The organism is Photobacterium jeanii, from assembly GCF_001650345.1.
Lineage (GTDB): Bacteria > Pseudomonadota > Gammaproteobacteria > Enterobacterales > Vibrionaceae > Photobacterium > Photobacterium jeanii.
Genome location: NZ_LVHF01000028.1, coordinates 87,727 through 100,857, shown reverse-complemented (window position 1 = coordinate 100,857; position 13,131 = coordinate 87,727). Strand labels below are relative to the sequence as shown.

At 46.3% G+C, this 13,131-nt stretch carries 16 protein-coding genes; 7 read left to right on the top strand and 9 right to left on the bottom strand.

The features are described from left to right. Positions 1-76: 76 nt before the first annotated feature. Complete coding sequence (gene dsbB / locus A3K86_RS13525; RefSeq protein WP_068331908.1) at positions 77-610, top strand: disulfide bond formation protein DsbB; 534 nt, start codon at positions 77-79, stop codon at positions 608-610. 79 nt (positions 611-689) lie between these two features. Here the strand turns inward: dsbB and A3K86_RS13520 are convergent, their stop codons facing one another. Both A3K86_RS13520 and A3K86_RS13515 read right to left on the bottom strand, forming a co-directional pair. After that, complete coding sequence (locus tag A3K86_RS13520) at positions 690-1,100, bottom strand: (deoxy)nucleoside triphosphate pyrophosphohydrolase (protein ID WP_068331905.1); 411 nt, start codon at positions 1,098-1,100, stop codon at positions 690-692. Further along, entirely contained in the window at positions 1,101-1,745 is a 645-nt protein-coding gene (locus tag A3K86_RS13515; protein WP_068331902.1) for an SEC-C metal-binding domain-containing protein, read from the bottom strand. A 182-nt stretch (positions 1,746-1,927) separates the two neighbouring features. On the opposite strand from A3K86_RS13515, the gene A3K86_RS13510 reads away from it, so the two are divergent. Both A3K86_RS13510 and dusC read left to right on the top strand, forming a co-directional pair. Next, positions 1,928-2,599, top strand: a complete 672-nt coding sequence (locus tag A3K86_RS13510) for an NAD(P)H-binding protein (protein WP_068331900.1) — start codon at positions 1,928-1,930, stop codon at positions 2,597-2,599. Between the two features lie 63 nt (positions 2,600-2,662). After that, the gene (dusC, locus tag A3K86_RS13505; RefSeq protein ID WP_068331897.1) at positions 2,663-3,613 is read left to right on the top strand and encodes a tRNA dihydrouridine(16) synthase DusC; all 951 of its coding nucleotides are present in this window, start codon (positions 2,663-2,665) and stop codon (positions 3,611-3,613) included. Here dusC and A3K86_RS22670 read toward each other — a convergent pair. Both A3K86_RS22670 and A3K86_RS13500 read right to left on the bottom strand, forming a co-directional pair. Further along, positions 3,608-3,790 carry a hypothetical protein gene (locus A3K86_RS22670; RefSeq protein ID WP_107270351.1) on the bottom strand — a complete coding sequence of 61 codons (183 nt, stop codon included), beginning with the start codon at positions 3,788-3,790 and terminating at the stop codon, positions 3,608-3,610. The genes dusC and A3K86_RS22670 overlap by 6 nt on opposite strands. Before the next feature lie 210 nt (positions 3,791-4,000). Continuing rightward, the gene (locus A3K86_RS13500; RefSeq protein WP_068331894.1) at positions 4,001-4,435 is read right to left on the bottom strand and encodes a YcgN family cysteine cluster protein; all 435 of its coding nucleotides are present in this window, start codon (positions 4,433-4,435) and stop codon (positions 4,001-4,003) included. A 250-nt stretch (positions 4,436-4,685) separates the two neighbouring features. Here A3K86_RS13500 and A3K86_RS13495 point away from each other — a divergent pair, with 250 nt between their 5' ends. Next, on the top strand, positions 4,686-4,934 hold the full coding sequence (locus tag A3K86_RS13495; protein ID WP_068331891.1) for a YkgJ family cysteine cluster protein: 249 nt from the start codon (positions 4,686-4,688) through the stop codon (positions 4,932-4,934). A gap of 44 nt (positions 4,935-4,978) precedes the next feature. On the opposite strand, the gene A3K86_RS13490 is transcribed toward A3K86_RS13495, so the two are convergent. Both A3K86_RS13490 and A3K86_RS13485 read right to left on the bottom strand, forming a co-directional pair. Continuing rightward, positions 4,979-5,227 (bottom strand): TIGR02647 family protein, encoded by a 249-nt coding sequence (locus A3K86_RS13490; protein WP_068331886.1) that lies wholly within the window; start codon positions 5,225-5,227, stop codon positions 4,979-4,981. Between the two features lie 264 nt (positions 5,228-5,491). Beyond that, positions 5,492-6,382, bottom strand: coding sequence for a Tim44 domain-containing protein (locus A3K86_RS13485; RefSeq protein ID WP_068331883.1), 891 nt, complete (start codon positions 6,380-6,382; stop codon positions 5,492-5,494). A gap of 231 nt (positions 6,383-6,613) precedes the next feature. Here A3K86_RS13485 and A3K86_RS13480 point away from each other — a divergent pair, with 231 nt between their 5' ends. The 3 genes from A3K86_RS13480 to A3K86_RS13470 all read left to right on the top strand — a co-directional run bounded on the left by A3K86_RS13480 (position 6,614) and on the right by A3K86_RS13470 (position 9,732). Next, the gene (locus tag A3K86_RS13480; RefSeq protein WP_068331880.1) at positions 6,614-7,018 is read left to right on the top strand and encodes an NINE protein; all 405 of its coding nucleotides are present in this window, start codon (positions 6,614-6,616) and stop codon (positions 7,016-7,018) included. Positions 7,019-7,244: 226 nt separating this feature from the next. Then, positions 7,245-7,841 carry a TetR/AcrR family transcriptional regulator gene (locus A3K86_RS13475; RefSeq protein ID WP_068331876.1) on the top strand — a complete coding sequence of 199 codons (597 nt, stop codon included), beginning with the start codon at positions 7,245-7,247 and terminating at the stop codon, positions 7,839-7,841. 10 nt (positions 7,842-7,851) lie between these two features. Further along, on the top strand, positions 7,852-9,732 hold the full coding sequence (locus tag A3K86_RS13470) for an MFS transporter (RefSeq protein WP_068331873.1): 1,881 nt from the start codon (positions 7,852-7,854) through the stop codon (positions 9,730-9,732). A 78-nt stretch (positions 9,733-9,810) separates the two neighbouring features. On the opposite strand, the gene menE is transcribed toward A3K86_RS13470, so the two are convergent. Genes menE through menB form a run of 3 tightly spaced genes read right to left on the bottom strand, consistent with a single transcriptional unit; the run spans position 9,811 to position 13,114 of the window. Continuing rightward, entirely contained in the window at positions 9,811-11,274 is a 1,464-nt protein-coding gene (gene menE, locus A3K86_RS13465; protein ID WP_068331870.1) for an o-succinylbenzoate--CoA ligase, read from the bottom strand. Continuing rightward, complete coding sequence (menC, locus tag A3K86_RS13460) at positions 11,262-12,236, bottom strand: o-succinylbenzoate synthase (RefSeq protein WP_068331867.1); 975 nt, start codon at positions 12,234-12,236, stop codon at positions 11,262-11,264. The genes menE and menC overlap by 13 nt, the downstream gene beginning before the upstream one ends. Positions 12,237-12,247: 11 nt before the next feature. Further along, positions 12,248-13,114: a 1,4-dihydroxy-2-naphthoyl-CoA synthase gene (gene menB, locus A3K86_RS13455; RefSeq protein ID WP_068331864.1), complete on the bottom strand. Its 867-nt coding sequence runs from the start codon at positions 13,112-13,114 to the stop codon at positions 12,248-12,250. Between the last annotated feature and the right edge of the window lie 17 nt (positions 13,115-13,131).

Here is a 13,131-nt window from a genome sequence, read left to right as displayed (position 1 = left end):
TTGTTTACTATCATTTGGTTATTGATGCCACCCGCTCCATAGCGCTGGCTTATTCAACATGTAAAGAGATGAATTAATGCAGTTCCTATACTCCTTTTCAAAAAGCCGACTGTCTTGGCTCCTCCTGTTTGCATTCGTGATCTTTTTTGAAGGCTGCGCGTTATTTTTCCAACACGTCATGAAACTTCCACCTTGTGTCATGTGTATCTATGAACGTGTGGCGATGTTTGGTATCGCAATCGCGGCTATCGTCGGTATGTGTGCACCACAAAACACTGTCGTGCGTTGGTTAGGTTTGGCTGGTTGGGGTTACGCTGCGTATGAAGGTTTAGTGTTATCGCTACAGCATGTCGATTACCAATTAAACCCATCGCCATTTAACACCTGCGCACTCTTTGTTGAATTCCCCGATTGGGCACCATTGAACCAATGGCTACCTGGCGTATTCGAAGCGTATGGTGACTGTGGCAAGATCGTATGGATGTTCATGGGGCAAACCATGCCACAATGGTTGGTGATCATTTTCGCAGGCAACCTTATTGCACTAGCGACGATTGTCATTGCCCAATTCTTTGGCATCAAAGCTGAACGTGAGCAAAAAACGGCTTAAGCGTTAATTGCTAGCGAACCATCAAATACAACAAGGGCGCTCCTAGGAGCGCCCTTAATTTATCTCGCCTCTATGAGCCTTACATTGCCAAAGCTTGTAAAGCATCAACAATTGGCAGATCTGCCGGACAAAGATCGTAACGACTGAGATCTTCTAGCAAAACCCACGCCATTGCCTGATGACTGTGTAACTCAACGTCACCTGCTTGCCAATGGCTTAAATAGCCTTTGAGCTCGATTACCTTATCGCCGTAGTCAAACACACTATCAGCCAACCACTGTCCTGTTACCGTGTTTATCGTGAGCTCCTCATGTAACTCACGCTCAAGCGCTTGCTCGGGTGTTTCTCCAGCTTCTACTTTTCCGCCGGGAAACTCCCACAAACCGCCTTGGCTCGCATTTGGCAATCGCTGTGCCAGAAAATAGTGACCGTCTTTAACAATCACCCCAGCTACGACGGTGATAATCGGCTTATCTACCTGTTGCGTCATTTATTTACCGCAGCATTGCTTGAATTTTTTTCCGCTTTCACACGGACAAGGATCGTTACGGCCTGTGTCTTTATATGGATTAACCGCTTGGGCAGCAGCACCAATTTGTAGCTCATCAGCCGCCATCACCACTTCCGTAACCATCAACTCAAGTTGTGGATACAAGCTTGCTGGCGCTGGCATATTATCAATCCCCGCCTCTGCCATTTGCGCAAGCGTTTCTTCTTCGTTCATCGCCAGCATTAGGGTTGTGATCAATGCCGAAAGCATATTCATCGTGCCATCAGATAGCGGCTGATCCGCCCATGCTGGCTCAATGTGTGGCCATACTGATAGAAAGCCTTCCGCAAAGTGCTGCAAACCTTCATGCACGCCTTCAGCTTCAGACCAAGCCACAGCTTCAGGTAAATCGTACTCACCCGCTTTAATGTGGCGGTACTGCATTTCGAAATGATTCAAGATGGCAACTTTATGTTCATCAGACACAGTCACATCTGTGTTTTCCATGCCATCATCCACCAGCACAGGTAGCCATACTTCTGGCTCCAGCGGCTTAGGGTTAGCATTGGCCGCCAACAGCGCACCTTCAATGAAAGCCGCAGGCATGCCTTCCCAGTCAGCAGGTAAAGTCATTAATGTTGTCATGTCTAATTTTCCGCGTTACCACAATATTCAAAGGCGGGATTATACAGCACCTTTTCATGACTACCAGCGCGACTGAAATTAAGATAGGTCAATAAATGCCATGATTTTGCCGCAAAGATGTTGAAATTCAATGCAAATAGAGGCAAAACTAGACGGCTTAGATGGAGAAGGATCGAAAGAACATGACGCAAAATACCACCCAAGCAGTCATCGCTGGCGCAAGCGGTTTAGTTGGCGATGAGTTACTTCATCAATTGCTTGCCCATGATGAGATCCGCACCGTGTATTCGCTTTCGCGCCGTGAGCTTCCTTTCCATAGCAAAAAGCTAGTGCAGATTGTTCATCCTGAGCTCAGAGTGACCGAATGGAGCGATCAACAAGCCACACCACAACTTGGCTTCATCTGTTTAGGCACCACCCTCAAGCAAGCTGGTAGCAAAGCCGCGCTCAAAGCGGTTGATTATGATTTAGTGAAAGACGTCGCCACGACGATGAAGATGATTGGGGTTCAACATATTATCGTCATTTCGAGCTTATTTGCTCACCCGCTCTCACCGTCACATTACCTGCGTTGCAAAGGAAAAATGGAAAAAGCCATCAAAGCAATGGGCTTTGAGCACTGTACCTTTGTCAGACCAGGGCCGCTAAAAGGTGAACGCTCTAAACCTCGTAGAGATGAAGTACTCACCCAGGGTATCTTGCAGGCATTGCAGCCTCTCCTTATTGGACCATTAGCGCATTTCACGCCAATCCCCGCCGAGCATTTAGCAAAAGTCATGCTAGAGCAAGCACTTCAGCCACTCTCCCACTCTCCAAGTGCAAATACGATCGTAGGAAAAGATCTTCTCGCCTAGATGACATCACTCGCATTCCACACTACAATCACGCCCCTTCACTAGGCGAGATGAATAAGAGCGATGCGAGTAATTTTAGGGCCGATGGAAGGCGTCTTGGATCATTTGATGCGCGAGATGCTAACCGACATTAATGACTACGATCTGTGTGTGACCGAATTTGTCCGCGTCGTCGATCAACTCCTACCCAATAGTGTGTTTTACCGCCTCTGCCCAGAGCTACGCCAAGGTGGTAAAACCAAGGCTGGCACCCCGGTTCGAGTCCAATTATTAGGCCAAGACCCACACTGGTTAGCGGAAAATGCTCACCGTGCAGATCAACTTGGTTCTGCTGGGGTGGATATCAATTTTGGCTGCCCAGCAAAAGCCGTTAACAAGAGTCGCGGCGGTGCTGTGCTACTGAAAGAGCCTGAGCAAATTTACCAAATCGTTAAAGCCGTACGCGCAGCCGTTCACCCGACAAAGCCTGTCACCGCAAAGGTGCGTTTAGGTTGGGATGATCCTGAGCACTGTTTTGAAATTGCCGATGCCGTTCAGCAAGCCGGAGCCGATGAAATCACGATCCATGCTCGTACCAAAGTAGATGGTTACAAAGCCGAGACCATTAAATGGGACTATATCGGTCAACTACGTCAAAAGCTGCGTATGCCGATCATTGCTAACGGTGAAGTTTGGAACTATCAGGATGGGCAGCGCTGTATTGAAACAACACAAACAGACGCCTTAATGGTGTGTCGTGGTGCCTTGAACTTGCCGAACTTGTGTAATGTGGTGAAACACAATGAAGCGCACATGAGTTGGCAACAAGTGCTTGCCCTACTCCTTAAATACTCCCAGTACGAGATTAAGGGCGATAAAGGGCTTTATTACCCGAACCGAGTAAAACAGTGGTTTGCCTACCTGCGCCACGAATACCCGCAAGCCAAAGCCTTATTCGCAGATATTCGTAGCCACAATAAAGCAGCGCCTATCGTGGAAATATTAAAAGGCGCACACGCTGAACTAGACTTATAGCCAGTCTAAATGCTCATTGTCACGCAGCGGGGTAGCATTTGGATCCGCTAACTCGCGCTGACAATTGTAACGATAGCTATAATCATCCCATAAGATATGGTCTAGGCTATCTTTTTTATCGTGACCACTTTCATCATTGAAGTGTCTGGTGCGAAGATCCATCTTAGTTTCACTCATAACCTACCCCATAGATTAAATGATGTGCTTACTCTATTTATAGACCATCACTAGTTACATAAATATGACACTAAGGTATAAAAAGCCTTATCGCTGAAGTTAGCCATTACTGCGCCAACTCTCCCCTGCACTTTATCCAAGCCCAAAACGACGAAAACCCCAGCAAAACTGAGGTTCTATAAATACTTTAATGTACTAACCGCTTATTAATCAGCGATTTGGGTGATTCAAAATGTGGTCTTCCCAGTCTATCACGTCAATTTCGTACACGATTTTACCGCGAACCGATTCATCTGCTTGGTGCATAGCTTCTTTAGAGCCAGTGATCAGCGGGTGCCACTCAGGTAAATCCTTACCTTCGGCTAATAGGCGGTAAGCACAAGTTTCTGGTAGCCAAACAAACTCATCAATGCGCTCACGCGTGAGCTTCAAACATTCTTCGCCAGAGGCAAAACGGTTTGGGTAGTCACGGCAAGAGCAAGTTTTGTCGTCCAGCAGGCTACACGCCACATTGGTGTAGTAAATATCGTCGGTGTCGTCGTCAATCAGCTTGTGCAGACAACATTTACCACAACCGTCACAAAGTGATTCCCACTCTGCGTCTGTCATCTCACGTAAATCTTTTTGCTGCCAAAACTGCGTCATACCTATCACCTTCAATCGAATTACTCTTTGCTAATAGCGCAAAGAAGGCGGTGTTATAACGAGCCAATCCGTAAAGTGCAAGCATTTGCGACTGCTAACCGCACAATTAGCACTGGAATAATAATCACTCTTATCTGCGGCGCTAATTCGATGCTTTTTACGACTCAAAAGGACTCATTTTTGACCCGCTTTACCAACAGTGGTAACGTGCGCGTCCTTAATTCAGCGCACTCAAATTATAGGTAACTTTATGGAATGTCGTTTAGGCTGCGGCGCGTGTTGTATCGCCCCTAGCATCTCATCTCCTATTCCCGGCATGCCAAATGGCAAACCAGCAGGAGTTCGCTGCGTTCAACTCAATGATGAAAATTTATGTAAGCTTTTTGGCAAGCCAGAACGACCAAAAGTGTGTCACCACTTTAAAGCCTGTCCTGATGTTTGTGGTTCGAGCAATCAACAAGCACTCGATAATATTACTGAGTTGGAAAATATTACCTAACATCATGACCTGTGGACATACAGGTCATGATATTGTCTAGTCATCTATTCGTTAGTGACTTTACCGGTCAAAATTCGTAATGCAGACTTAGCATGCTCTACCGCCTGATGGCCTGAGTAAGTTAAGTAGCCGCCGTCTTCTTGAGTCACTAATCCTTTTGCGTACAAACGCTTAGCTGCATCAATCATTTCAGGTGCGGCATCACTGTGCACCTTGATTCCTTCTAAATCGCTATGCATCGGAAATTTAACCAGAAGGTTAAGTTCTGAAACCAAATCGCTGTTATATGGCATAAATACCTCTTATATATGATCGTTGCGCTGAATTAATACTAGCGTGTTAAGCAAAGAAAACTAGGTGGCGAGATCAACTCTCTACCACTCGCTTTCAGCAATAAAGCGACCTAGCTCAAAGATTACGAAGATTCCTCATCCAAGCGAAGTGAATGAAACCTGCGTAGACTTTCACAAAAATCAGAGTTGAACAAAAAGCGTACAAGGCTCAGATACAAAAAAACCGCTCAAAAGAGCGGCTTTATAATCAATAGCTTGTATAGGTTAAGCTTGAATACCTACGATCAACCAAGGTGCATTCGGTGCTGTAAGGTCACGCTCAAGGTGCCAGATATCGGTAATGTCTTCTTCTATACCTTCATGGCTGTCTTTGTAACGTCCAGTAAACTGAATACTTAGCTGAGCAAGACTTGCGTTGTAATCGGCGCGAACCAACTCTGCATCCACATACATCACTTCAGTGTGCTGTTCACCTTCAAGCTTGGCACGCTCAGACGATAAATCAGCAAACAGTGCTGGTGATACGTACTCACGGATCTTCTCAAGCTCGTTATGGTTCCACGCGCCTTGAATGATACGGTAATGATCGCGAGAACCGCTTAGGAATGCATTCATATTAAAGTTCGGCGGCAAGTTAAACGGCACTTCGCTGTCACTTGATACAAAACCTTGATTTGCGTTTGCCGTGTTGGCTGCTGTATTCATCTCAGGCGCTTGGCGATATTGCTGGTTAGCTTGCGGCTGTTGCGGCGAGTTTCCAGCATACGCTTCACGATGCCCCATCGGCGTCGCTTTGTTACTGCGCATGGTTTTAAATAATTTAAAGATAACAAAGGCAATCAGGCCAAAAATCAGAATATCCATAAACTGGATACCTTCAAATGCACCGCCAAAGAAAGCAGCTAGCAGGCCACCTGCTAATAAACCACCAAGCAGACCACCCATCAGACCTTTTTTGCCTGACTGTGCTGCTGGGTTCGCATTTTGATTTTGTTTACCAATCGAGTCCGTTTGTTGAGGCTGTTGTTTTTTAGCAGGAGCTGTTTTGAAGCTCTTACCAAACGACTTACCGCCACCAAATTTCTTTGCATCTGCGTGCGGAGCAACAAATGCCACCGTAACAATCAGCGCAAATAGCGTAAAAAAGCGTTTCATCCAGTAATACCTTTGCCAATAATAAGCTCCCAGCATCCTAACGCTGCCAAAAGGAAAGTCAATCAAACAGGTATCTCAAAATGTTACGGCTGCTGTCATAAAGACACCTTTGCTTTATTTTCATCCGATTAGACTTTCTTCGCTAGTCAGCTAGTGCTAATACTTAACGTAAAGCGATAATATAGTCGCGCTTATATAAATGGCGTAAATGCTTTAAGGGGCACACCAACCATGCAAGTACAAGATACACATAGCAAACTCATCGGCTATCTATTGTGGATTTTTGGTTTTACTGGCGCCCACCGTTTTTATTACGGCAAGCCAGTGACTGGCACCCTGTGGTTTTTCACCCTAGGATTATTTGGTATCGGTTGGTTAATCGATTTATTTTTGATTCCGTCAATGGATCGTGAAGCTGATTTACGCTTTGAAGCTGGTGATATCGACTACACGGTGGCTTGGTTACTACTGACCTTCCTCGGTTTTTTAGGCGTACATCGTATGTATATGGGGAAATGGTTAACAGGCATCCTTTACTTGTTCACGTTCGGTTTCTTCTTGATTGGGATATTGGTCGACTTCTGGACGTTGAACGACCAAGTATCGATTGAAAACAGTCAAAACAATCGCGCTTAAGCGTCATTATTTTGACCAACAACAAGGCGTTAAGGCTAGAGTGAGAGTGGGCTCACAACCTGTTTTGTAATAAAACACCCAGCTTGAATTCACCTTGACCCTTAGTCCAGCTAGCGATTAAAATATCGAACATCGTTCTATATTATACTGTGATGTATCGGTGCTCTAATATAAGCAAAGCAATTAACTGCACTGATGTTTTTTACAAAATTTAAGAGATTATTTAATGGCAAGACGAAATGATCATACTCGTGAAGAGCTAGTGAGTATGACGCTAGAGCAAGTTAAGCTCTTCCTTAGCGAACGCCCTCATCACGAATTAAGTCTTCGTAAGGTTGCGGCTATGATTGGCTACGTACCAAGCACATTGGTTAATGTGTTCGGTAACTACAATCTATTGCTTCTACATTCTGTTGCCCAAACTCTTGATGAAATGTCAGTTGAAGCTGCTGCGGAAATGGAATCTGCAACTTCATCTGAAGATGCGCTACGTAAGCTAGCCTACTGCTACCTAAACTTTGCATCTAAGAATCCATACCGTTGGCAACTCATTTTCCAACACACGATGAACGGCGAAGAGCTACCTGAGTGGCAATCTGAGCGTATCAACAACATGACGGGGATGCTGGAAAAGCTGATCAAAGATATTAACCCAGATCTTGCTAGCGATGCCGTGCTAGAAGCTAGTCGTGTTATTTGGTCAGGCGTTCACGGTATTACACTACTGTCTGTTGATGACAAGCTTTTCACATCAACACCAGTTAACGGTCAAGCACTGATCGATAATCTATTAAACACCTACCTAGCCGCCTGGAAACAATAAGTAACCGAAAATGAGTAACACGCCACAGACGCGGCTATTAACAAAACAGCGTTTTTTACCTTATTTCCTGACGCAAGCGCTAGGTGCTTTCAATGACAATGTTTACAAGAACGTGTTATTGATTTTGATCGCCTTCGCTGCGCCGGGTGCTTTGCCGTTCAGCTCAGACTTAGCCATTAACTTAGCAGCAGGACTGTTCATTCTGCCTTTTTTCCTTTTTTCAGCATCTGCTGGGGTATTGGCTGATAAGTACGACAAAGCACAAATTATGCGAGTAGTAAAACTGGCAGAAGTCGTGATCATGGCCGTCGCGGCTGTTGCGCTTCTGTTTGAAAACTACTTGTTACTATTGGTACTGCTGTTCTTGATGGGCACCCAATCCACTTTCTTTGGACCTGCCAAGTATTCGCTATTGCCGCAACATCTAAAAAAAGAAGAACTGGTTTCGGGTAATGCCCTTGTTGAAACTGGTACATTCATTGCGATCTTGTTGGGTACCTTAATTGCCGGTGTGATTGCCAACCAAGAACAAGCTAAGCTCTTAGCGGCGATCAGCGTTGTGAGCTTTGCAGTAATGGGCTACCTCACCTCTCGTTGGATACCAGAAGCAAAACCTTCAACACCGAACATCACTTTTAAATGGCAACCGTGGAAACAAACACGCCATACCCTTGCGCTGGCGCGTAAGGACAAGACGATATTCCAATGTGTAATGGGGATCAGCTGGTTCTGGTTCTTAGGCGCCTGTTACCTAACGCAATTTCCTAACTTTGCCAAGATTTATCTAGGCGGTAATGCCGCTGCTGTATCTTTCTTGCTTGGCTTGTTCTCTATAGGGATCGCGATAGGTTCTATGCTTTGTGATCGCTTGTCTGGTCATCGAATCGAACCCGGTATCGTGCCATTAGGCAGCTTAGGCATCACTATCTTCAGTGCTGATTTAATGTTTGCTACCCCAGATAGTATTGCGGCAACTGAATCTTTTTTAAGTTTTGTCCAAAACCCTGAGCTATTACGCATCTTTATTTCGCTTACCATGCTTGGTGTTTCAGGTGGTATCTTTATCGTACCTCTGTACGCCATGATGCAGCACCGTGCAAAACCAGAAGAACGCTCTCAGATCATTGCGGCAAACAACATTTGGAATGCCTTATTTATGGTGGCAAGTGCCATTAGTGCCATTGTGTTCTTATCCGTAATTGAGCTTTCAATTCCGCAGTTCTTCTTCCTACTTGCGATAATGAACTTAGCGGTGGTGATTTATATCTATTATCAAGTTCCTGATTTCTTCTGGCGCTTTGTGGTATGGGTTGTGACTCACACTATGTACCGTGTCAAACACAGCGACTTGGATAAGCTACCGTCAAAAGGCGGCACCCTGATTGTGTGTAACCATGTTACCTATATGGACGCATTGTTACTGGCAGGTGCTACACCTCGCCCTATTCGCTTCTTGATGGATCGTGATATTTATCAGCTACCTCTGATCAAATCCTTCTGCGATGCGTGCCATGTGATCCCAATTGCAGCCAAAGATCGTCGCTCGATTGTGAAAGCGTTTAATGAAGTGAAGCAGCGTCTACGAAACGGTGAGGTGGTGTGTATCTTCCCAGAAGGACAACTAACCTACGACGGTGAAATGGGACCTTTCTTGCGCGGTATCGACATCATGCTGAAGACCACGGATCCTGATATCAAGATTGTGCCTATGGCACTACAAGGCTTATGGGGCAGTTACTTCAGTCGTGAAGGTGGCAAAGCACTGCTGAAAGTTCCAAAGCGCTTTTGGTCAAAAGTGAATATTGTGGCGGGTGATCCTATCCTAGCTGGTGAAGCAAACTCACAAACACTACGTGAGCGAGTTTCAGAGCTAAGAGATAACAAAGGCTGATTACTCTTCTCAAGCATAAAAAAAGGCGCTGGTTAGCGCCTTTTTCATATCTATTTGTAGCAAGTGAAAGCTCCGGCATCACTGCGTGCGAAGCCAACTTTGTACTTGAGCACGAGAGATTTTAATGCCACGCGCCATTAACTCTGAAGGTAGCGTAAAGTAACGAACGGGGCATTTAAAGCGTGTCACCGCTTTAGCCATATAGTTTGCTAACTCTTGTTCCAGCTCTGCTGACAACGCCGCTTTCGTCGCCAAAACTGCGACAGGACGCTGCCCAAATTCGGCATCGTCAATCGGCAGAACAAATGCTTGCAGCACTTGTGGGTGTTGTAGCAAGACTTTCTCTATCGATTCAGGCTGAATATTCTCACCACCGGAAATAAACATATTGTCAGCGCGACCTAAAATCACCAGCTCATCTTGCTGCCACTCTCCGAGATCACGAGTACGAAACCATGCATCAGTTGAAAGCTGATCAACGCTCAATTCAGGCTCTATCACAGGAAAAATAGTGCCGTTTTGGTAATACCCCAAACAGAGACTCTCGCCTCGCACCCAAATTTCACCGTCCTTAACCATCACTTCGCGATTAGGCAACACTTGCCCTACACCATTTGAAGCATCTGCTCGCTTAGCGGTTACTGTCGATGCCATCTCTGTCATGCCATAGCCGCACCAACATGCAATCCCCGCCGCTTCAGCTGCTGAAGTCAAGTCGGTAGGGATCACCGCACCGCCTAATAGCACTTCTTTTAAGCTCAACGAAGAAGAGCTAGTACTAATATCATCTGAGTTCTGCTCTTGAGCTTGCAGCACACGTTGTAGCTGAGTAGGCACCAAAGAAGCATGTGTGACCTTAGTTAGCTCTTGCTCCAAATCACCACCAGCCGGGATCGCCATCTGCGCCCCTTGCTGTAACCAGCGCCAGACAACGGCCATGCCCGAAACATGAAACAGCGGCAAAGATAATAGCCAGCTATCCCCTTGCTGATAATTCATTTTCTCCAGCAACCCTTGGGCACTCGCAAGATGCTGCGCGGCAGTATGAACTACGGCTTTAGGCATCCCCGTCGACCCAGACGTTAAAGTAAACGTCACCGCTCGACTCGGTTGCCAAGTCACAGGAACAAGATGCTGCTGATTGAGTTTCTCAAAGCTGATGTGTTGCCATTGCGCTGAAGCAACAAAATCCACACTTTCAGCTTGCCACACAACATTGGGTTGCAAAGCATCAAGTAAATCTGAGAGCTCTTGAGCTGAGAAACGCGGATTTAAGCCGAGATAACGCGCACCAACACGGACAGTCGCTAACAATAGCCATACCGCCTCAAGTGAATTAGGCGTGATAGCAGCAATCAATTGATCTCGTTTTACACCTTGAGCTAACAAGCCCTGAGCATAATCTTCTACTTTTTCGCTTACTTGTTGCCATGTATAGCTTTGCTCACCATACGACAAAGCGGCCATCATCGGCCGCTTTGTTGCCCAGTGTTGCCAGGGCCAAGTGGTGAAAGGAGCAAGCGTTGAACTTACTGCTGCCATACCACCTCTTGTTCTGAAAGTGGCATCACAGGCAATTCGCACTCAGGCCATGCTTGCTCAAGCTGTGCTTTGAACAACTGCATAGTATCAAGACCAGGGATCACATCTGCGGTTTGCCATTTAGCAAAACGAGCAAGTTGATTCAGACCCAAGCTTGATTCCATGCTAGAGCTGATGATCGCTGTCAGGCCTTGCGCGTGCGCTTGCTCAACCAATTCGATACAACGAGCTACCGAGCCGACCAACGTTGGCTTGATCACAATCGCCGCCACACCCGGCTCAGCTTTCACTTCAAAACCTTCATCACGCACGGTTTCATCCCACGCAATGTTGATTCCTGTTTCTTGGGCAAAAGCGAGACTCTCTTCTGGCGTCGTACATGGCTCTTCAAGGAAAGCAATACCACTGCGATGCTCTGGCTTCACATACTTAGCGAACTGATGCGCCTTCGTCGGAGTCCACTGGCGATTTGCGTCCAAACGCAGTTTCACCTCAGGAATCGCTTCAATAAACATGTTTGCCACGATACCGTCGCGTACCGCTTCGTACATGCCCACTTTGATCTTGGCGATTTTATCACCAGACATGGCATTAAGACGCACCACCAAATCATCAGGATCACCTGAACACAATGGGGCCACTTGGTAGTTACCTTCGACTGGTAACTCACCAGCTAGCTCCATGAGAGCCATACTCAAACCGAATGCGACAGATGGATATAGCTCACCAAAATCTTGTTCGCCAGTTGCTTGCCAGTTAGCTAGCCAAGCTTGCGCTTGCTCACCCGCTTGCTCTAACGTTTCATGGCTAAACTCAGGCAAAGGAGCAATCTCACCACGACCAATCGCATCACCATCACGTAGCTCAACAACCCAACCTTCACGGGTTACTAAACGCTGAGTACGCAAAATAACGCCAGTATCCATCGGCAGTTGGTAGCGGTACAGTTTTACACTTCTCATACCAGCTCGCCTTATGGGTTACGTTTGAATTTGCTAAAGTCAGGGCGACGTTTTTCGTTGAAAGAGTTACGACCTTCTTGGCCTTCTTCTGTCATGTAGAACATCATGGTTGCGTTACCAGCAAGTTCTTGCAGACCCGCTTGACCATCACAATCAGCATTCAACGCAGCTTTCAGGCAACGTAGTGCCATTGGGCTATGTTGAAGCGTTTCACGACACCAACGCACAGTCTCACGCTCTAACTCAGCGTAAGGAACAACGTGGTTAACTAGGCCCATATCCAGTGCTTCTTGCGCATCGTAGAAACGACATAGGAACCAAATTTCACGCGCTTTTTTCTGACCAACGATACGAGCCATGTATGATGCGCCCCAGCCACCGTCGAACGAACCTACTTTAGGACCCGTTTGACCAAACTGTGCGTTATCAGCAGCGATAGTCAGATCACACATCATGTGAAGTACATGACCACCACCTACAGCATAACCAGCAACAGCAGCAATCACAGGTTTTGGACAAGTACGAATTTGACGTTGGAAATCCAGTACGTTTAGGTGGTGAGTGCCTTGATCATCTTGGTAGCCGCCGTAATCGCCACGGATCTTCTGGTCACCACCAGAACAGAATGCGTCTTTACCTTGACCAGTAAGAACAATCACACCAACGTTTTCGTCGTAACGTGCATTTGCCAATGCATCGATCATTTCTTTTACTGTCTGAGGACGGAACGCATTACGAACCTGTGGGCGGTTGATGGTAATTTTGGCAATACCGTCGGCTGATTTTTCAAAAAGAATATCTTCATATCCTTCTGAACAATCCGTCCACTCAGCTGGCGCGTAAAGTTCTTCTTCTGTCAGACCTACTGTTCTAGCCATGATTCTTTCCTAATTTC

Bases quoted from the DNA above. Each gene is read 5' to 3' on its own strand.
- dsbB (WP_068331908.1), top strand. From the start codon at position 77: ATGCAGTTCCTATACTCCTTTTCAAAAAGCCGACTGTCTTGGCTCCTC.
- A3K86_RS13520 (WP_068331905.1), bottom strand. From the start codon at position 1,100: ATGACGCAACAGGTAGATAAGCCGATTATCACCGTCGTAGCTGGGGTG.
- A3K86_RS13515 (WP_068331902.1), bottom strand. From the start codon at position 1,745: ATGACAACATTAATGACTTTACCTGCTGACTGGGAAGGCATGCCTGCG.
- A3K86_RS13510 (WP_068331900.1), top strand. From the start codon at position 1,928: ATGACGCAAAATACCACCCAAGCAGTCATCGCTGGCGCAAGCGGTTTA.
- dusC (WP_068331897.1), top strand. From the start codon at position 2,663: ATGCGAGTAATTTTAGGGCCGATGGAAGGCGTCTTGGATCATTTGATG.
- A3K86_RS22670 (WP_107270351.1), bottom strand. From the start codon at position 3,790: ATGAGTGAAACTAAGATGGATCTTCGCACCAGACACTTCAATGATGAA.
- A3K86_RS13500 (WP_068331894.1), bottom strand. From the start codon at position 4,435: ATGACGCAGTTTTGGCAGCAAAAAGATTTACGTGAGATGACAGACGCA.
- A3K86_RS13495 (WP_068331891.1), top strand. From the start codon at position 4,686: ATGGAATGTCGTTTAGGCTGCGGCGCGTGTTGTATCGCCCCTAGCATC.
- A3K86_RS13490 (WP_068331886.1), bottom strand. From the start codon at position 5,227: ATGCCATATAACAGCGATTTGGTTTCAGAACTTAACCTTCTGGTTAAA.
- A3K86_RS13485 (WP_068331883.1), bottom strand. From the start codon at position 6,382: ATGAAACGCTTTTTTACGCTATTTGCGCTGATTGTTACGGTGGCATTT.
- A3K86_RS13480 (WP_068331880.1), top strand. From the start codon at position 6,614: ATGCAAGTACAAGATACACATAGCAAACTCATCGGCTATCTATTGTGG.
- A3K86_RS13475 (WP_068331876.1), top strand. From the start codon at position 7,245: ATGGCAAGACGAAATGATCATACTCGTGAAGAGCTAGTGAGTATGACG.
- A3K86_RS13470 (WP_068331873.1), top strand. From the start codon at position 7,852: ATGAGTAACACGCCACAGACGCGGCTATTAACAAAACAGCGTTTTTTA.
- menE (WP_068331870.1), bottom strand. From the start codon at position 11,274: ATGGCAGCAGTAAGTTCAACGCTTGCTCCTTTCACCACTTGGCCCTGG.
- menC (WP_068331867.1), bottom strand. From the start codon at position 12,236: ATGAGAAGTGTAAAACTGTACCGCTACCAACTGCCGATGGATACTGGC.
- menB (WP_068331864.1), bottom strand. From the start codon at position 13,114: ATGGCTAGAACAGTAGGTCTGACAGAAGAAGAACTTTACGCGCCAGCT.